We start from the raw sequence: 18,376 nt of genomic DNA, 5'->3' as shown, positions 1-18,376 counted from the left end.
CGTCTCACGACGCCGTGGCGGCCCCGCCGCACAACGCCTCCCGGTACAGCGCCTTGACGGCGCCGTCGATGGGGTGGGGCTGCGGCCGCCCGGAGGCGTCCGGCCTGTTCCACCGGATGAGGTTGATCGCCACGGACATCTGACGCCTGCCGTCGGCGCTGGTCAGGGAGATGGCACCCGCTCCCCAGACGGTGCCGTCGTGCCCCCAGAAGGTGCCGCGGGGGGTCTCGACCTTGTGCAGCCCGAGACCGTACTGGATCGGCGACCCGTCCAGGGCGGTGGCCGGGATCGTACGCTGCATCTCCGCGAGCGACTCCGGGCCGACGATCCGGCCCGCGAACAGCTCGGCGTAGAAACGGTTGAGGTCCTCCGTCGTCGACACGAGACCGGCCGCCACCCCCACCCAGGACATGTCGTAGACGCTGTAGTCACGCGGCGGGTCGATCAGACCGTAGAACGCCTCGTAGAGCAGCGAGTGCGGTCCCTCGACGCGCGTCCCCTTCGGGAACCCGGTGTGCCGGAGCCCCGCGCGTTCGATGACGTTCCGGGTGATGCACTCCTCGGCCGGCATCCCCGTCAGGTGCTCCAGGAGCTCGCCGAGAAGCAGCCAGTTGACGTTCGAGTACACACCCACGGGTCCGCCGGGCTCGCCGGTGGGAGGTGCCGAGAGCCCGAGCTCGATCAGCTCGGCGGGACGCCACGTACGGAACCGGTTGTCGTCGATGCTCTGCGTCGAGACGTCCAGACGGGTGGGGAACCCGCGGAGCGACGGAAAGGCGTAGGTGAGGTAGTCGGGGATGCCGCTCGTGTTGTCGAGCAGCATCCGCACCGTGATCCGCTCGCCGCGCTCGCCGGGCACGAGCTCCGGCAGATGGTCCCCGATCGGCGTGTCGAGTCCGATCCGCCCCTGCTCGACCTGCTGCATCACGGCGGCGGCGGTGAAGGTCTTGGTGACGCTGCCGACGCGGTGCCGCATGTCGGCGGTGACGGGGCGGCCGGTGTCGACGTCGGCGACGCCCGAGGCGCCGCGCCAGGTCCGGCCGTCGTCCCGTACCTCGGCGAACACGCCGGGAACTCCCGCGTGGTGGACGGCGTCCAGAGCAGACTGCAGGGCGGCGGGGTCGAGGCCCGTGGACGTGCTCACGGTTCGGATGGTCATGACATCAGTCCTGTCCTTCGGAGGGTGAGGGTTCAGTCGGCGAGGGCGCGGCGCAGAACCGCGCCGAGTTCGGCGTTCTGCCGCTGCGAGACCTCGGCGGAGAGGATCGCCTGAGACCCGTGGAACGTCCCGGGCCACTGGTGGAGCTCGACGGACACGCCCGCCTGGAGCAGCCGGACGGCGTAGGCGATGTCCTCGTCGCGGTTCGGGCAGAGTTCGGCGGAGGCGACGTACGCCGGCGGCAGGCCGGACAGATCGGCGGCCCGCGCGGGAGCGGCGTACGGCGTGGCGGGCCGGGAGCCCAGGTAGTGGCCCCACGCGGCGGTCGCCTTGCCCCGGTGGTACCAGGGCGTGTCGGTGAAGTTCCGCGCCGACCACGTCTCGAGCCGGTCGTCGAGCCCCGCCTGGTTGAGGAGCTGGAAACGGATCGGCGGACCCTGCTCGTCACGCGCCCGCAGCGCCACCCCGGCCGCCAGACCACCGCCGGCGCTGTGGCCCCCGACCGCGATGCGCGCCGGGTCGATGCCGAGCTCGGCCGCGTGCCCGGCCGTCCACTCCAGTACGGCGTAAGCGTCGTCCAGGGCGGCGGGAAACGGGTGCTCGGGGGCCAGCCGGTAACCGACCGAGACCACCACCGCGCCGGAGCTCTCCGCGACGCGGGCGGCCCACGGGTGCTCGGTGTCCACGTTCCCCATGACGTATCCGCCGCCGTGCAGCCAGACCACGGCACCCTGCGCCCCGCGCGGCCGGTAGATCCGTACCGGCACGTCCGGATCGGCGGGCACCAGCACGTCCTCGACCTCCAACTCCGCGGTGTCGGGCGCCGGCACGGCGGCCGCGAGACCGGCGAAGTACGCGCGGGCGGCCACCGGGTCGGCCAGGTCGGTCTGCGGGAAGAAGGGGATGAAGGCTTCGAGTTCGGGATCCATGCCGAACATCCTGCGCGCGGGCCCCTGACGGGTCACCCGCCATCCGTCGCGCATCCCGCCCCGAACACGCGCCGAACGGCGCGCCCGGCACCTCGGCCCGTCTGCGATCCTTCAGCCATGGAGGCACTGGCCGTACGGCTCTCGGGACTCGATCCGTACGTCGACGGCGCGATGCGCATCGTCGCGTTCTACGACACCCTGATGCGCCGCAGGGTCGACCTCCCGGCACTCGCCCGCGCCTCGGCGGGCCTGGCCGAGTGCGTCGCCGGGACACGGCTCCACGGCACCGGCCGCGCGACCCGCGTCTCGCCCCACGGCACGGAGGCGGCCACGCCGCCGGCGCCCGCGTCCACGGAGGCGCCGATCATCCTCGACGAGGAGGAGATCGGCACGGTCTGGCTGGAGCGCCCGGGACCGCCCAACCCGCTCGACGAGGTCCTCCTCGACCGCTTCGCCCTCGCCGCCGCGGCCGCCGCCGAGCGCTACGGGCCGGCCCGCACCACCATGGCCGACCCCGCCCTCGTCGAACTGGCCGTCAGCTGCGACAGCGACGACGCCGCCCGGGCCCGGGCGCTGCGCCTCCTGGGCTTCGCCCCCGACCTCCCCGTCCACGTCGCCGCCGTCCGCACGAGCCTCCCGCTCGACCGGGTCGGCGCGCTGGTGTGCCCGGCCCGGCCGGTGAAGGCGGCCCCGCTCGCCGACGTGGGCGTCATCCTGGCCACGACCCTGGACCGTACGGCCTTCCCGCCAGGCGTACGGGCGGGCGTCGGCGCCGGCGACAGCCCCGACCGCTCCTGGCGCCAGGCCCGCACGGCCCTCCGCTTCACCACCCCGCGCGAACCCGTCGTCCACCACACCGACCTGGGCGCGCTCGCCCTCCTGGCGGACATCCCCGAGGAGGCCGCACGGGACAACCCCGACGTGACCGCGATCGACCGCCTGACCCCGGAGGACCTGGAGACCCTGGACACCTACTGCGCCACCGCCTCCGTCCGCCGTGCGGCCGAGGCCCTTCACCTTCACCACAGCAGCATCGCCCGCCGCCTCGACCACATCGGCAAGGCCCTCACCCTGGACCTCACCGCCCCCACGGGCCTCACCCGCGCCCGGCTCGCCCTCACCACCTGGCGCCTGCTCCACAGCTGAGCAGGCCCGGCGGGAGCGGGTTCGTTGACGCCACCGGACGGGGCTGAAAGGCTGCCCGCGATCAAGAACCGGCCGCTCTCGAGGGAGACATGCCCTACTTCAAAGCCGTGCTGTTCGACTGGGTCGGGACACTCGTGGTCCCCAAGTGGGGCCCGATCGCCGGGAGACCGAAAGGCGCCCACTGGATCGAACGCACCCTGCTCGGCCTCGGCCGCGACGCCCCTGATGCGGAGATACGGCGGATCAGCGAGGCCCTGAGCGAGGCGGGCCGGCTGCCGGAGGTGGCGCGCGGCTGGTCCGACGTCTCGGCCGACGCGCACCGCGACGGCTACGACGGGTGGGTCCGGGCCGCAGGGATCGAACCGGCCCTCGCCGACGCGCTCTACGCGACCCTCTCCGACCCCGTCGGCAACCCGTTCGCGACGGACGTCGCACCCACCCTGGCGGCGCTCGATGCCGCCGGCCTGAAGGTGGCCGTCATCAGCGACATCCACGTCGACATCCGGCCCGCCTTCGTGAACGCCGGCCTGGACACCCACGTCGACGCCTACGCCCTGTCGTTCGAGCACGGCCTGTGCAAGCCCGACCCCGCCTTCTTCGGCGTGGCCCTGGACGGGCTCGGGGTGAGCCCCGACGAGGCCCTGATGGTCGGCGACCGCTCCGGCCACGACTGCGGAGGCGTCGAAGCCGGCCTGGCGACCCTCCTCCTGCCACCCCTGACCGACACCACCGAGGAACGGCTGCACCTGGTGCTCGGAGCCTGCGGGCTCGCCGCCGGCGCGGGAGCCTCCCGATGACCCTCACCTACGAGTCGTTCGTCGAGATCGCCTCCGCCGACGCGGCCGTCGTCGGCCTGGTCCTCAAGGGGTCCCGGGCCCACGAGGGCATGACCACCCGGCACTCCGACCACGACCTGTACGTCGTCCTCGCCGACGGCGCACCGACCGACCTCACCCGGTTCGCGGGGCACCGCAGCCACGAGCTCGACCTCGTGATGCTCACCCTGGACGCGTTCCGGTCCGTCGGAATGCCGGGCTTCGAGCGCTACGCCCTCGCCCGCGCCCGGGTCGTGCTCGACCGGCTCGACGGCGGCATCGCCCGGATCCTGGCGGCCAAGGCCCGGCTCACCGCCGACGAAGCCTCCCGCGCCGCCGCCGAGTGGCTCGACGCGTACGCCAACTCCCTCTACCGCTCCCTCAAGAACGACCGGGACGGACTCGGGCTCGCGGCCCGGCTCGACGCCACCGACGGCCTCGGCCACCTGCTCGAACTGCTCTTCGCGCTCGACCGCCGCCCCCGCCCTTACAACAAGTACCTGGAGTGGGAGCTCGCCCGGTACCCGCTGCCCGGCTGGGACACCGGCACCCTGCTCGACGCCCTGGGGCGCATCGCGGAATCCGGCGACGCCTCCGCCCAGCGCAGGCTCTTCGCCCAGGTCGAGGCCGTCGCCCGGCAGCACGGACACGGCGCGGTGCTCGACGCGTGGGGCGACGACCTGGAGCTGATGCGCGGGCGGTAGCCCTTCCCGCGTCAGAGGCGCTTCGCGCTGCGGAGCGTCTTGGCGTAGTAGCCGTTGCCGTCGAGGCGGGAGACACCGCCGATGTCACCGATGGTGGGCCCGTTGACCTCCTCGCGGCTGGACACGAAGATCAGGTGCCCCTCTGTGTCGTACCCGAGGACCATGCCGACGTGGTCGAGCCGCTGCGCGGTGCGCGTGTCGAGCTTGAAGAAGACGAGGTCGCCCGGCTGGAGCTGGTCGATCGTGGAGGGGCGGTTCTCGGCGGCGATGCCGGTCAGCGGCAGGATGTCCACACCCCGGTCGGAGCGGGCCATGCCGTTCGCCGTGCGGGGCAGGCCGTCGCCGGACTTGTCCGAGGACATCAGCGGGTAGCGGGCACGGTAGCCGAGGACCATGCGCATGAAGCCGGAGCAGTCGAGGGACCGGACCCGCATGGCCTCGGGCGTACCGACGGAGCCGTCCCGGAAGGGGTAGCGGACACCGAGGTAGTCGTAGAAGTCGGACTGCTCCAGGCGGAGGTCGCCGCCCTCGGCCCCGGTGGTGTTCAGCGGCCCGAAGTTCGCGTCGCCCGCGATGACCTGGCCCTGCTCGTCCTTGCGCTGCGGCGCCCCCGCCACGTACTGGAAGGCGAACGCGAAGACGTCGTCCTCCTTGCTGTCCGCGTTCTCCGCGTACCAGTCCTTGAACCACTTCTCGTTCTCCGCGCCCTTGGCCCAGGGCTTCGGCATGAGACGGATCCAGTCGGTCGTGGAGACCTTCGACGCCGTGGAGGTCGGCTCGGCGAAGGTACGGGCCGGGCCCGTGAGCTTCGCGGTGCGCGCGCCGTCCGTCAGGACCGCCGCCACCTGGCCGTCGGCGCCGCGGAGCACGCTGCGCGCGGGGTTCTCCAGGCGGGACCAGCGCTCCCCGCCCGTGGCCTCGGTCCTGGGCTTGGTCCCGTTGAGCACGCCGACGTTGCGCACCTCGGTGACGCCCTGGTCGTCCTGCTTGCGCAGCTCCACGGTGAGGTAGCCCGAGGTCGCGACGAGCCCGAGTACCGCGAGGCCCGAGAGGAGCGTGCGTGACTTCTTCTTCCCTGCCATGGTTCTTCCTAGATTCTCAGGCGGCGGTTCGCCGACGACGGTTCTCAGGCGGCGGCGGGCATGACGCCGAGCAGCAGGCCGGCGGCGACGACGATGTAGGCCAGCATCGAGACGGAGGCCGTCGCGAGGAGCGTGGGCCCCTTGGGCTGGCGGACGAGCTGGTAGGCGATGAGGCCGGGGACGATGAACCCGAGGGTCTGGTTGCCGTACATCAGCGGGAACTCGATCGACAGGACGATCATCACCGTGGCCTGGAGCAGCACCCCGAGGAGGACCACCGCGGCGAACAGCCGCTTGCCGTACAGGATCACGAGCCGCTGCATGAGCTTGGTGCCCGCGTACGTCAGGGCGGTGACGCCCACGACCATGGCCGCGCGCTGGAGGTCCTCGATGAGGGTGAGGGCGATCCAGCCCGGGGTGATCATCCCGCCGGGGGAGAGGTTGGTGGTGAGGTAGCACAGCAGGGAGAACAGCAGACCGATGGCGATGCCCAGGGCGGCCATCTCGGGGGTCAGGGCGGCGGTGGTCAACGGGGGCTCCGGGCGCGGTTACGGGTGGTGAGGCGGATGGGCGGCGTCGGGTCAGGGCTGCGGATGGGTCCGCTCCCCGTCGTCCTGCTGCGGAGGCTGGTGGAACCAGCCGAACGACTCCTCGGGCTCGGGGACGGACCACCCGTCGTCGGGACCGCGACGGGCCGTCAGCACCACGGGACCGGGGTGCTCGTCGACCGGCTGGAGGGGGATCCGCACCATGGGGATCTCCTGGGTCTGTGAGGCCTGGTACCGCTCCTCGTAGGCCGCCGGGTACGTGGCGTACGGGTCCAGGCGCTGCGGCCGGCCGTATCCGTACCCCGCCGGAGCCGCGTACGGACCGGTCTCGTCGGCGACGGCGTAGGAGTCGTCGTAAGCGTCGTCGTAAGCGCCGTCGTGGGCGCCGTGGTCGGCCTCGTGGACGGTGCCGTGGTCCGCGCGGGGGTCGGCGCTCTCGTCGGCCGGGAGTTCGGCGAGGTACTCGAGCAGCTCCTCGCCCTGGCCGTGGATGTTGCCGATGGCGACGAGCGAGGACCCGTCGGGCATCCGGCCGAGCAGCGCGGGCATGAAGTCCTCGGCCGGCCGCCGGTCGCCGCCGAGGTCGATCGCCCGGTCCCGCCACTCGGCGGGGATGGCGTCGATGGCGCTCTTCGAGGGGTGGCCGATGACGAACACGTTGTCCGGCTGCAGGTCGGGGACGATCTCGCCCATCTGCCCGTTGCGTTCGACGCGGTCGGGACGGCAGTTGATCACGACGTTCAGGGGGCGGCTGATGGCGCCGAGGTCGAGCAGCTGGTTGACGTTCATCAGGGTCGACTCGGGGTCGTTCGCCGCGAACACGTTCGCGAAGGCGAGCCGCCGGTTGTCGGGCGTGACGTAGCGCTCCACGGACAGGACACCCGGGTCCGGCGGCGCGTCGTACATGCCCTGCAGCGCGACCTGCCGGTCGATGCCGAGGAGCTCCGCGACGGCCAGGGCGATCGCGACGTTCTCCTTGAAGGTGAACCAGCTGAAGCCGCGCAGCTCGGCGTCGCTGACCGAATCGGGGTCGGCGTAGACGAGCCGGCAGTTCCGGGCGTCCGCCTCCTCCTGGAGGATGTGGAACCGCTCCTTCTCCGCGGTCACGCAGATGCCGTCCTCCGGCATCGAGCGGCACAGCGAGCGGGCCACGTCGTCCAGGGTCGGGCCCATCTCGGCGAGGTGGTCCTCGCGCACGTTGCACAGGACGCCGATCGTGGAGCGGATCAGCTTGCTCTGGTTGACCTCCTGCAGGGCGGGCATGACCGCCATGCACTCGATGACCAGGGCGTGCGGCCGGTAGGTGGCGGCCCGGCGGACGATGCCGATCTGCTCCACCACGTTGGCGATGCCGAACTTCCGGTAGACCGGCTCCTCGGTCGCGTCGGGGTGGATGAAGCGCGCCGCCGTGCCCGTCGTCTTCGCGACCGTCACGAGGCCGCCGCCGCGCAGGGCTCCGGCGCACAGCCGGGTGATGGAGGACTTGCCCCGGATGCCGTTGACGAGCACCCGGGTCGGGATCGTGTGGAGGGCGGCGTAGTGCCTGCGCTGTTCCACGATGCCCGCGATCAGCAGGAGAACCCCGCTGATCAGCAGGACGAAGTAGAGGTAGAGCACGGCCTTGTCACCTTCCGCCGACGCCGGGCCCGGTCTCCGCGGACCGGCGCGCCTGGTTGTGTCTGAGGGCCTGCGCCTGCTGGCGCAGCAGTTCGAGGCTGCGGACGACGGCGCCCACCTCGTCCTGGTAAACGGGGTACAGCACGGTCTTGAGGTCGCCGTCCACGAGCTTCTCGGCACTGCCGGCGAGGGCGCGCAGCGGCCGCACGACCACCAGATAGACCCAGCCGAGGCAGAAGATGATCGCGGCGAGGCCCAGCATTCCGGCGAGCACGCTGCGGTCCTCGCGCTCGTACGGGGCGATCTGGAAGCGGGAGGCGTCCTGCTCGCTGACGACGGTCCAGCCGATGTCGGCCGTGACGCCGCCGCCGGAGAACGGGGCGGCCGCGGCGACGGTGACGCCGCTGCCCTCCCGGATGAGCAGGCCGTTCTCGACGGGGCCCGCGCCGACCGGCAGGCCGGCGGCCCGGACGAGGTCGGTCAGGGCGCCGTCGGGGAGCTTCTCGAACGCCAGGAAGCCGTTGCCGGCGGCGATGGTCCGTGCTTCGGAGTCCACCACACGGACGTCCCCGAGACCGGGCCGGGCGAGCAGCGAGTTGAGGAACTCCACCCGGATCTCGCCGACCAGAGTGCCGTCCTCGTGGTCCGGCAGCGGTGCGCCGGCCTGGACGATCGGCTCCTTGCCGCCCTCACCGGAGACGCGGACCAGCGGCAGGTCCTCGCCACGGGTCCAGTCGTGGGGCTCGGTGCCCGCCCGGGCGGTGATGCCGCCCTCGGCGTCGACGACGTACAGGGCCTGGTAGCGGGGGTGCTTGAGGAGGGCCTCCTCGAGGATCCGGCCGGTGTCCTCGTGGTTCTCCTCGCCGATCAGGCGGGAGGTGGAGACGACGTCGGCCTGGGCCTCGTTGAGCGCCCTGCGCAGGCGGTCGGCGATCAGGTCGGTGCGGTCGCGCTGGTCGTTGACCATGGTGGCGGGCACGCTGACCGAGTCGTCCGTACGGTTCAGGAGGAGGCCGACGGGCACGCACCAGACGAGCAGCAGCACGGCAGTGACCACGAGCGGGCCGCGTCCGCCGACCCGGACCCGTCGGCGCGGGGCGTCGTCGGAGTCCGTGCCGTCACCGGCGAGCTGCCGGCGCAGCCGTTCGAGGGCGGCGCCGATGCGGGCGGCCTCCCCCCAGCGGGGCACGGAGACCGGCCGGGTCAGATCGCCGCGGGCGAGCCGGCGCGACTCCAGGAACAGACGCAGCAGCGGCCGCTGCACGGTCGCCCAGAGGACGGTGACCGCGAGCAGCCCGAGCAGGACGAGGACGCCCGCGGCCGCGAGGCCGTACAGCTGGCGGCCCTGGTCGGCGGTCTTCTGCTCGACGACGGGAAGCAGGGCCACGACCGTGAGACCGAGGCCGGCGGCCTGGCTCGGCTTCTCGTCGGGGTTGGCGGAGGCGAGCGAGGCGTAGCCGGCGGTCGCGATGCGGCCGTTGTACCGGCCGCCCAGGAGGGTGCCGCTGACGCCGGGGTAGCCCCGGGAGCCGGGTTCCTTCGCGCGGACGGGGTGCTCTTCGGTGCGCACCGCGGCCTGGTCGGCCAGCCGGGTCATCTGCTTGTGGAGGAAGGAGAGCTCCTGGCGCTCCTGGTCGGAGTTGAGCGCCTCGGCCTGCTCGAAGCCGGCCGTGCCGAGGACCTCGCCGCCCCTCGCGACCACGGCCATGGTGCGGAACGGGCCGAGGTTGATGGCCGGCACGGAGAGACTGCTCGACGCGAGCAGCAGTTGCTGCGGCCGGTCGGACCAGTCCAGTACGGCCATGGTCATCAGGCGGACGTCGCCGGTCTCGAGCCGGACCATCCGGGGCGTCAGGGCCTTCTTGCCGGTGAGGACGTCCTTGTCCAGCCAGGACAGCGGAATCGCCTCGCCCCGCTCGGCGAGCACCTCCCCGCTCTCCAGGTCGACCACGGAGGTGCCGGTCCACTTCTGGTAGGTCCGGCCCAGGTCCGAGAGGACCCGCTCGGGCTTCACGGGGCGCCCCGCGCTGATCGCGGTCGCGGTTCGCTGGAGGTCGGTGACCCGCTCGTCGATCGAGGCACGCAGCGCGATGGCCCCGTCCTCCGCGAAGTACTTCTGGGACGACAGCACCGCCTCCGACACGACCGCGTCGTCGCCGGGGCCCAGCACCTTCGCCGTCAGGCCGGCCAGGGCGAGGACCAGCACGCACAGGACCGCGATCGGCGGACGGATGCCGCCCAGGAGCGGCATGTCCGCGCGCCTGCGGCTGCGTCGCCGTCCCCCTCGCACGCGGTACGCGGCATTACTCGATGTCACTGCTGCTCTTTCCTGGTTCTACGGCCACCGCAGTTCCCACGGCCCCCGCACACGAGGGGCCGCCACGGGCGCGGGCCCGGCGACGCGGTCACGAACGCACGAAACGGACGGGGTAACGGCTCAGTACGTCAGGGAGAGCTCGGCCAGGCCGTCGCCCCCCGGAGCACCCCGGTTGAAGAGGAAGCCACGCGTCCGCTCGGCCGCGAGGCGGTAGCGGGCGAGCCGGTCCGGGGGCAGGTCGCCCGGCGCGTCGAGCACGTGCCGGACGTCGACGACCCGGTGGTCGGTGACGGCGCCGTCGGGGAGCTTCTCGCCGGGTTCGGCGTCGGGCGGGATGTCCACCAGGGTGGTGCGGTAGCGGGCCTGCACGTCCCACCCGCCGGTCTCCGTCTCGTGGAACTCGAACCAGCCGATGGCCCCCTCCTCGGTCAGTCCCGTGGGGGAGCCGTGCCGGGCGACCTCGTTGCCGAGGCTGAAGGCGACCCACTTGCCGTTCAGCTTCTGGATCGGCTGCACCACGTGCGCGTGGTGGCCGATGATCAGGTTGATCCCCGTCTCCTTGGTGAGACGCTCGGCGAGCTGCACCTGGGGGACGCTCGGCTCGTTGTAGTGCTCGAGGCCCCAGTGGAGCGAGAGGATCACGACCTCGGCGCCCTGCGCCCGGGCCTGCTTCTCGGCCTTCTTGATCTCGTCCGTGTTGATCCGGTTGAACGACCAGCGTTCCTTCGCGGGCGTGGGGTTGAGGAAGGACTCCCACGAGAAGGCCAGGTGCGCCACCTTGACGCCCTTGACCTCACGGATGTTGATCTTCTGCGACTCCTCGGGCGTACGGGCCGAACCGGTGTGACCGAGGCCCGCCCTGTCCATCGCGTTCAGGGTGCCGCGGATGGCCTTCAGGCCGTGGTCGTTGGTGTGGTTCGAGGCCGTCGAGCAGGTGTCGTAGCCCACGTCCTTCAAGGTCGTGAGGATCTGCGGCGGCACGAGGAACTCCGGGTACCCCGCCCAGGGCCCCCGGGGGGAGCCCACGGGCGTCTCCATGTGGCAGATGGCCAGGTCGGCCTTGCTGATCACCGGCTTCACGCCGGCCATCAGCGGGCCGAAGTCCAGTCCGTCCTTCCCCTTGCCCGTCTTCTTCGCGTCACGGGCCGCCTGCTCCACCAGCTCCGGGTGGATGAGAACATCTCCGGCGGCGGCGACGGTGAACGAGCGGCCGCCGGGCTTGGTCTGCGACTCCGTGGGCGTGGACGCACAGCCGGCGGTGAGCACGGCGAGGGCCGCCGTCACTGCCAGTGCACGACCTATGGGGAGAGAATCGCAGAATGTCACCAGCCGATCTTCACATGAGTCCCAAGATCGACTATCCCCAGGGCGTTACGAGATCATCACTTTTTCTTTATGTCCTCACTATCGTCGCAATGGCGCTCACTCTCGTCGGATGCCATGACGCGGCGCGCGACAGCGAGCAGGCAGGACATGGCGGCCCCCGTGAGCTCGTGAACGTGAACGACCGGATCGTCGAGTACGCGAAGCAGGCCGCAGACCGCGCGCCGTACACGCCTCCCAGCAGGGTTCAGCGGGAACGCCTCGCCCTGGGCGTCGGTCAGCTCCTCGACCGCGAGGACGCCGAGGCCGAGGAGACCTTCGCCTCCGTCGGCTTCCACGTGACCCGGCTCACCGATGCCGCCACCAACCGCCGCTACGACGAGGTCGCCGCCCGGAAGCCGGGGGCCGAGGCGGGCTGGGGGCGGCTGTACGTCAGCGCCGACTCCGCCGTCCGCTGGAGCGTCCAGGTGCCGCACCCGGTGGCCGACCGCGGCACCGAGTCCCTCGGCGCCCGGCTCCTGGAGAAGACGACGGGCGGCGCCCTCGTCGTCGCCGGAGCCCACCGCACCTCCGGCCGGGGAGACGCGGCGGACGTCGCCCACCGCACCGACAGCGCCTTCCACGCGATCATCACGGAACTGCAGAAGCGCGGCGTTCCGGGCCTTCAGCTGCACGGCTTCGCCAAGGGCCCGGACCGTCCGTACGACGCCATCCTCTCCACCGGCGCCGCGCAGGCCGCACCCGAAGAGGCCGCGGCCCTCGCCTCCCACATGAAGACGCGCGGCCTCCGCGTCTGCCGGGGCTGGGCCGACCGCTGCCCCCTGGAAGGCACGACGAACGTCCAGGGGAAGTCGGCGGAGGGCCACCACGCCACCTTCATCCACGCCGAACTCGCCCCGGCGGCCCGCGCCGAGGACGGCAAGAAGGCCGCACAGGCCCGGGCCGCTCTCACCGACCTCCTCGACGTCTGGTCGGACACGCCCGCGGGACGCTAGAACGGGGCCGTGTCCGGGCGTCCGGTCTGACCGGGAACGGTGGGCGCCAGGAACTGGCGGGCCTGCAGCTCGTACGCCTCGCGGAAGGCCCCCGTGCCCCGGGCCGGGTCCATGAGCTGTTCGAACGTGCCGTGCTCGACGACCCGGCCCCGCTCCATCACGTAGATGAGGTCCGCGTGGCGGACGCTGTGCAGCCGGTGGGTGATCAGGACGGTGGTCTGGCCCGTGCCGGCGAGCCGGTGGATCTGGTCGAAGACCCGCTGCTCGGCCACCGGGTCCAGGGCACTGGTCGGCTCGTCGACGACCAGGACCTGCCCGTTCCGGTACCGCGCCCGCGCGAGCCCGATCTTCTGCCACTGCCCGCCGGAGATCTCCTGGCCGCCGCGATAGCCGCGGGCCAGCAGCGTGTCCAGACCGCGCGGCAGCCTCGCCACCACGTCGTCGGCCCCCGCGTACGCGGCCGCGGCGCCGACCTCGTCGTCGTCGATCGCCCCGCCGGGCCGGCCGATCCCGATGTTCACCCGGGCGGTGAACGGCCACCGCTGGAAGTTCTGGGCGACCATCGCCACCCGCGAGAAGAGCCGGGTCCGGCAGGCCTCCGCGGCGTCCACCTCGCCCCACATCACCCGGCCGGCCGCAGGCATGTGCAGGCCGCACAGCAGCTTGGACACCGTGGTCTTGCCCGACCCGTTCGCCCCCACCAGAGCCACCGTCGAGCCACGGGGGATGACGAGGTCCACCTCCCGCAGCGACGGCTCCTCGGCACCCTGGTAGGAGAAGGTGACCTTCTCGAAGCGGATCGCGTCGAAGTCCTCCGGCAGGTCGAGGCCGACCTCCGGGATCGCCCGCCGCTCGGCCTCGGCGCACAGCCGCTCCAGGTCGGCGACGAAGAGGGATTCCTCCTGGATGTCGGTGATCCTCAGCACCAGGTCGGTGATGCTCGCCGACCCGGCCCGGATCGCAAGGACCGCCGTACCGCCGACCGCGAGCTCCATCTGTCCCTTCCACAGGAGCAGCCCGAGGACGGCGTACGCGGCCACCGTCGCCACACCACGGGCACCGTCGGCGAACAGGCCCGTGCGAGCCCCCACCCATGCGAGCCGGGTCTGTTCGCGCTCGCTGGTCTCCGCCATGCCCCGGAAGTGCTCGAGCAGGAACGGCCCCACGTCGTGGACCCGGACCTCGCCCGCCGCCTGCTGGTCGATCAGGAGCCGGCTGATCAGCTGCGCCGCCCGCGCGTGCTGGACGAACCGGTGCCAGCTCTCGTACCGCGCCCTGGCCATCGTCAGGGATCCCCACGCGCTCGGCAGCGCCATCGCCACGAGGAGCGGCAGCAGCGCCACGTGCAGGACGGTCAGCACGCTCGCGGCGGCGATCAGGGAGATCGCCGAGGCGACCACGGCCGTGCAGTACCCCACCATCCTCATGGCCCCGTTGGCGCCCCACTGTGCCGAGTCCATCAGTTTGTGGAAGGCGTCGTCCTCGATCGCGTCCATCTCCACCCGGGCGACGAGTTCCAGGTACCGCTCGGTGGCGACCCGTTGGACCCTGGGCTCCAGGATCCCCGTCGAGGCGGTCGACGCCGACTTGAGCAGCGAGGACACCACGGCGAGCACCGACACGAGCACCAGGGACGGCAGAGCCGCCCGCAGCCGGTCGACCAGGATTCCCGACGACAGCAGTTCGGTCAGCAGCGCGTTCACCGCCACCAGCGAGTAGGCCTGCGCCACACCGCGGCCGATCTCGCCGGCCGCCACGGTGTACAGGGCGCGGGGGTCGGCCTGCCGGGCCAGCCGCACGGCGATCCCGACCTGCCGGGGAAAGCTCGCGGCCATCCGCCACATGCCGAGCTTCACCCAGGTCCCGCTGTGCTGGCTCCAGCCCATGTCATAGGCGAGTTCACCGCCGAACAGCAGCCGCTCGGAGGCCGAGACGGTCTCCGTCGGGGCTGTGGTGGCCGTGTCGTCAGGGGTGGATGTCATGCCGCCCCCCGCGAGTCCGGGCGTGGTCGGCGGGGGACCACGGGAGAAGGGGTGTCGACGCGGTGGGGAAGGGGGTGCATGGCGCTCTCCGGGAGCAGGTGGCTGGGCTGTCGGAGAGCTCAACGAGCAGGCCGGGCAGGTCGAACACATGTGTTTCGGACGCCGAGCGGACCCCGTGGCGGCACGAATGCACGTTCGTGCCGGGTGCATCGACCCTTGCGGCGCGCGGGTCGCGCCCCCACGGGTGAGTGGCCGAAACGCCGACGGAGGGCCTCCCGGGTCGGACATCGACGACCCGGGCGGCCGTGACCCCGGCTCCGCCGGACCTCAGGCCCCCGCCAGTTCGGCGTTCGCGCGATCCGTGATGAGGGCCAGCACGCGGCCGGCGGCCGCGAGGTCCTCGGCGGGAATGCCCTCGTACAGCCGGGCGGCGATCTCGGCGCTCTCGGCGGTGGTCGTCTCGTACACCTTCCGTCCGGCGTCGGTGAGCCGCAGCCGGGAGGCCTGTGCGGGGACCCGCTCCAGGAGTTGCGCGGCCGTCAGCTCGTCGACCACGCCGTGCACGACGGACGCGTCGGTCTTGAGCGAGCCGATGACGTCGGTGACGAGCGCGTCCCGGTCGACGGAGTCGCCCGCGACCGAGACGACCCGGAGCGTGACGCTCTGCTCGAACGTGATTCCGTGGCGGGCCAGTATCCGCTCCAGGAGGGCGCGCGGGGCGTAGTGGGCCAGGGCGATGACGCGGCCGTTGACGGTGGGTGCGGTGGTGGTCATGACTGCTCCTCGTGGTTCTCGGCGTGCGGATCAAGAGGTGCTTCGAGCAGGGCCGCGAGGTCGCGGGTGAACTGCTGTGCGCGCGGGCTCTTCTGCCCCCCGAGCGGCTCCAGCATCTGGTCCAGGAGGCCCTGGACCACCGTGATGGCGCGGCCCGTGACGTCGTGCCCCTGCTCGGTGAGCGTCAGCCGCATGGCGCGCGGGTCGTCGGGGTCCCGGGTGCGGGCGACGAGTCCGGCCGCCTCCAGCGCTCGGGCGAGCTTGGAGACGTACAGCGGTTCGAGCCCCGTGTGGTCGGCGAGCTGACGCTGGCTCGGCTGCCGGCCGGAGCGCGCCATGTCGTACAGGGACCCCATCAGTGCGTACTGGGCATGGGTCAGGCCCAGCGGTGCGACCGCCCGGTCGACGGCCACGCGCCACTTCATCGACAGGCGCCAGACCAGGAAACCGGCCGTGGCGCTCTCGTTTGCTGAACTCACGAGAAATACAGTACATGGCTACTATGTACATGGCTACTATTTTCTGGATCGCATCCGGCGAGCACCGCCGCCCCTCCCGGAAGGGCGGCGGGCTACCGTCCCTTCGCGCTCAGCGCCACCAGGCCGTCCATCCCCATCACGTACACCTGGCCCCCGCCCGCCCAGAACGCGCGCGGCGGTCCGGTCTGCAGGGTCGTGCTGAACCGGTACCGCCAGCGGGCCTTGCCGTCCGCCGCGTCCAACGCCCACATCTGGCCCCCGGCGGCGAGGTAGAGGGTGTCGTCCGCGCTCTGGAGGACGGGCAGGCCGCCCTTCATGTCGGGGATCATGCCCGCCCAGCGCACGGCGCCGGTCCGGGAGTCGAAGGCGTAGACGAGGATCGACAGTGCCGTGCGGGCGCGGGCGGCGGCGAAGACGGTCCGGCCGTCGGTACTCGCGACCACGGCCCTCAGAGCGACCTCGGGGGAGGTCCAGACGACGTGACCGTTCGCCGGGTCGACCGCGTGAAGGCGGTCGGTCACATGGAGGAAGAGGCCGCCGGCCGAGGAGTGCGGGCCGTCGCTCCAGTGGTCGTAGCGGCCGCCGGACAGCCGCTCCATCGGATCGGTCGCGGCGCCCGGAGAGGGCTGTTCCCACGCGAACTTCCGCGTGCGGACGTCGATGGCCGCGATCTTCTGCGCGCTGCCGTCGGTGTTCTCGGTCGCCCAGAGCAGACGGGTGCCCGAGGACGGTACGAAGAGACGGCCCTGGGGGTACTTGACCTCCGGATCCGTGAGGATGCTCTTCCATCCCGTCCGCTTCGCCACGTCCACGGCCCAGATCATCGGGCCGGCGATGATCTGGAGGCCCTTCTCCGGGTCGATCACGCTCGCCCCGGCCGTGCCCGTGACGTACACCTTGCCGTCCAGCACACCCGTCACCCCCACACCCGTGGGGGACTTGTACGGGGCGGGGAGGGTCCAGGCCTCGGCGCCGGTGTCGAGGCGGATCGCCCGCAGCGCCTTGTCCAGCTCGCCGGCGCCCCTGCGGAGCACGGCGTACGCCATGCCGCCGCTCACGGCCGCGATGCTTCCCTCGACGGCCCCCGTCGCACTGTCCGGCAGGTGGGCCACCGGGCCCCAGCGGCGTCGGCCCGCGGGGTCGAAGGCCCAGACGTGCTTCGCGCTGAACGCGACGACCGTGCCGCCCTCGCCCGCGAGCTGGACCAGGGGCTCGGAGACGGGCGCGGTCCACAGCGGTTTTGCCTCGAACCCGTCGCCCAGCACCCGGGCCGGATCCGTGCGGGCGGGGGCGGGAGCCTTCGCACCGGAGGCCGGCTTCGGCTCCGGCGGATCGTCCCGCCCCAGCCACAGCCCGAACCCGGTGCCGCCGCCCGCGAGCGCCACGGCCCCGCCCGCGAGCCCGAGCCGGAGGAACCGGCGCCGGCCGGGGCCCGCCGGGCCGTCCCCTGCGGCCGGCGGCCCGTAAGGGGGCACATACGCGGACCCGTACTGAGAGCCGTACGGGGACCCGTACGGAGCTACGGAAGGCGGCGGTCCCGGCGGCAGCGGAGGCAGCGGCACGGTCGACGATCCGGCCGACGGCGGCGCCGGCGCGGGTACCGAGGGCGCCATGACCGCCGCCGCCCGTTCGATCGCGGCGATCAGCGCGGGCGGCAGCCACGCCTCGGAGGTACGCGGGGTCCCCGCCGTACGGACGATGTCGACGACCTGCCGAGGAGTGGGACGGTCGCCCGGGGTCTTCGCCAGACAGGCGGCGACCAGGAGCCGCAGCCCCTCGGGGACCGCCGACAGGTCCGGCTCCTCGTGCGCCACCCGCCGCAGCACCTCCTGCGGCTGCCCGGCGCCGTCTTCGCCGTCGAAGGGGCCCGCGCCGCTCGCGGCGAACACCAGGGTCGTGCCGAGCGAGAACACGTCGCTCGCCGGGGTGAGCGGCTGCCCGAAGGCCTGCTCGGGCGACATGTACGCGGGCGTGCCGAGGATCATCCCGGTGGCCGTGAGCGCCGTGCCGTCCGTGGCGCGCGCGATGCCGAAGTCGATGACGTGCGGCCCGTCCAGGGCGAGCAGCACATTGCCCGGCTTGAGGTCACGGTGGACCAGGCCCGCCCGGTGGATCGACTCCAGGGACTCGGCGACCCCGGCCGCGAGCGCCCGCAGCGCGGGCTCCGGGAGCGGTCCTTCGAGGGCCACGGCCCGGCCGAGCGAGACGCCGGGGACGTACGCGGTCGCCATCCACGGCACCGGGCCGTCGGGGTCCGCGTCGACCAGGGGTGCGGTGAACGCCCCGGAGGCGGCCCGGGCCGCCGTCACCTCGGCGCGGAACCGCGCCCGGAACCCCGGGTCGGCGGCGAGCTCCGGGCGGATCAGTTTCACCGCGACGGTCCGGCCGCCGGGCGATCTCCCCAGGTACACCGCGCCCATGCCGCCCTCGCCCAGACGCCCCCGCAGGGAGTACGGGCCGATCGCGGGCGGATCGGTCGGCCGCAAGGGCTCCAGAGGGGACATGG

15 protein-coding genes are annotated in these 18,376 nt (G+C 72.6%); 4 read left to right on the top strand and 11 right to left on the bottom strand.

Features of this window, described 5'->3' with window-relative positions; all coding sequences use genetic code 11:
- Positions 1-4: 4 nt before the first annotated feature.
- Entirely contained in the window at positions 5-1,144 is a 1,140-nt protein-coding gene (locus ACFYX3_RS39290) for a serine hydrolase domain-containing protein (protein WP_389024579.1), read from the bottom strand.
- A 47-nt stretch (positions 1,145-1,191) separates the two neighbouring features.
- Positions 1,192-2,088, bottom strand: a complete 897-nt coding sequence (locus ACFYX3_RS39285; protein WP_389024577.1) for an alpha/beta hydrolase — start codon at positions 2,086-2,088, stop codon at positions 1,192-1,194.
- Positions 2,089-2,205: 117 nt separating this feature from the next.
- On the opposite strand from ACFYX3_RS39285, the gene ACFYX3_RS39280 reads away from it, so the two are divergent.
- The 3 genes from ACFYX3_RS39280 (at position 2,206) to ACFYX3_RS39270 (ending at position 4,753) form a co-directional block, all read left to right on the top strand.
- The gene (locus ACFYX3_RS39280; RefSeq protein ID WP_389024574.1) at positions 2,206-3,234 is read left to right on the top strand and encodes a PucR family transcriptional regulator; all 1,029 of its coding nucleotides are present in this window, start codon (positions 2,206-2,208) and stop codon (positions 3,232-3,234) included.
- Positions 3,235-3,323: 89 nt separating this feature from the next.
- Entirely contained in the window at positions 3,324-4,031 is a 708-nt protein-coding gene (locus ACFYX3_RS39275; protein WP_389024571.1) for an HAD family hydrolase, read from the top strand.
- On the top strand, positions 4,028-4,753 hold the full coding sequence (locus ACFYX3_RS39270) for a hypothetical protein (protein WP_389024568.1): 726 nt from the start codon (positions 4,028-4,030) through the stop codon (positions 4,751-4,753). Before ACFYX3_RS39275 ends, ACFYX3_RS39270 begins: the two co-directional genes overlap by 4 nt.
- An 11-nt stretch (positions 4,754-4,764) precedes the next feature.
- Here the strand turns inward: ACFYX3_RS39270 and ACFYX3_RS39265 are convergent, their stop codons facing one another.
- The 5 genes from ACFYX3_RS39265 to ACFYX3_RS39245 all read right to left on the bottom strand — a co-directional run bounded on the left by ACFYX3_RS39265 (position 4,765) and on the right by ACFYX3_RS39245 (position 11,607).
- Complete coding sequence (locus ACFYX3_RS39265; RefSeq protein ID WP_382656937.1) at positions 4,765-5,835, bottom strand: C40 family peptidase; 1,071 nt, start codon at positions 5,833-5,835, stop codon at positions 4,765-4,767.
- 44 nt (positions 5,836-5,879) lie between these two features.
- Complete coding sequence (locus ACFYX3_RS39260; RefSeq protein ID WP_184930657.1) at positions 5,880-6,365, bottom strand: poly-gamma-glutamate biosynthesis protein PgsC/CapC; 486 nt, start codon at positions 6,363-6,365, stop codon at positions 5,880-5,882.
- 51 nt (positions 6,366-6,416) lie between these two features.
- On the bottom strand, positions 6,417-8,000 hold the full coding sequence (gene pgsB / locus ACFYX3_RS39255) for a poly-gamma-glutamate synthase PgsB (protein ID WP_389024563.1): 1,584 nt from the start codon (positions 7,998-8,000) through the stop codon (positions 6,417-6,419).
- 7 nt (positions 8,001-8,007) lie between these two features.
- Positions 8,008-10,251, bottom strand: coding sequence for a HAMP domain-containing protein (locus ACFYX3_RS39250; protein ID WP_389024560.1), 2,244 nt, complete (start codon positions 10,249-10,251; stop codon positions 8,008-8,010).
- A 186-nt stretch (positions 10,252-10,437) separates the two neighbouring features.
- Positions 10,438-11,607, bottom strand: coding sequence for a CapA family protein (locus ACFYX3_RS39245; protein WP_389024621.1), 1,170 nt, complete (start codon positions 11,605-11,607; stop codon positions 10,438-10,440).
- A gap of 125 nt (positions 11,608-11,732) precedes the next feature.
- Between ACFYX3_RS39245 and ACFYX3_RS39240 the strand changes: the two genes are divergently transcribed.
- Positions 11,733-12,635, top strand: a complete 903-nt coding sequence (locus ACFYX3_RS39240; RefSeq protein WP_389024557.1) for a hypothetical protein — start codon at positions 11,733-11,735, stop codon at positions 12,633-12,635.
- On the opposite strand, the gene ACFYX3_RS39235 is transcribed toward ACFYX3_RS39240, so the two are convergent.
- The 4 genes from ACFYX3_RS39235 to ACFYX3_RS39220 form a co-directional block, all read right to left on the bottom strand.
- Positions 12,632-14,617, bottom strand: coding sequence for an ABC transporter ATP-binding protein (locus ACFYX3_RS39235; RefSeq protein ID WP_389024554.1), 1,986 nt, complete (start codon positions 14,615-14,617; stop codon positions 12,632-12,634). The genes ACFYX3_RS39240 and ACFYX3_RS39235 overlap by 4 nt on opposite strands.
- Before the next feature lie 327 nt (positions 14,618-14,944).
- A complete protein-coding gene (locus ACFYX3_RS39230) occupies positions 14,945-15,391 on the bottom strand; it encodes a MarR family winged helix-turn-helix transcriptional regulator (RefSeq protein WP_389024551.1) in 447 nt (148 codons plus the stop codon).
- Positions 15,388-15,870: a MarR family winged helix-turn-helix transcriptional regulator gene (locus tag ACFYX3_RS39225; RefSeq protein WP_389024548.1), complete on the bottom strand. Its 483-nt coding sequence runs from the start codon at positions 15,868-15,870 to the stop codon at positions 15,388-15,390. The genes ACFYX3_RS39230 and ACFYX3_RS39225 overlap by 4 nt, the downstream gene beginning before the upstream one ends.
- A 92-nt stretch (positions 15,871-15,962) precedes the next feature.
- The gene (locus ACFYX3_RS39220) at positions 15,963-18,374 is read right to left on the bottom strand and encodes a protein kinase (RefSeq protein ID WP_389024545.1); all 2,412 of its coding nucleotides are present in this window, start codon (positions 18,372-18,374) and stop codon (positions 15,963-15,965) included.
- Between the last annotated feature and the right edge of the window lie 2 nt (positions 18,375-18,376).

It is taken from the genome of Streptomyces sp. NPDC002463, assembly GCF_042889835.1.
Lineage (GTDB): Bacteria > Actinomycetota > Actinomycetes > Streptomycetales > Streptomycetaceae > Streptomyces > Streptomyces nymphaeiformis.
The sequence above is the reverse complement of the archived record's forward strand: the minus strand, read 5'-3'. Positions and strand labels throughout refer to the sequence as shown.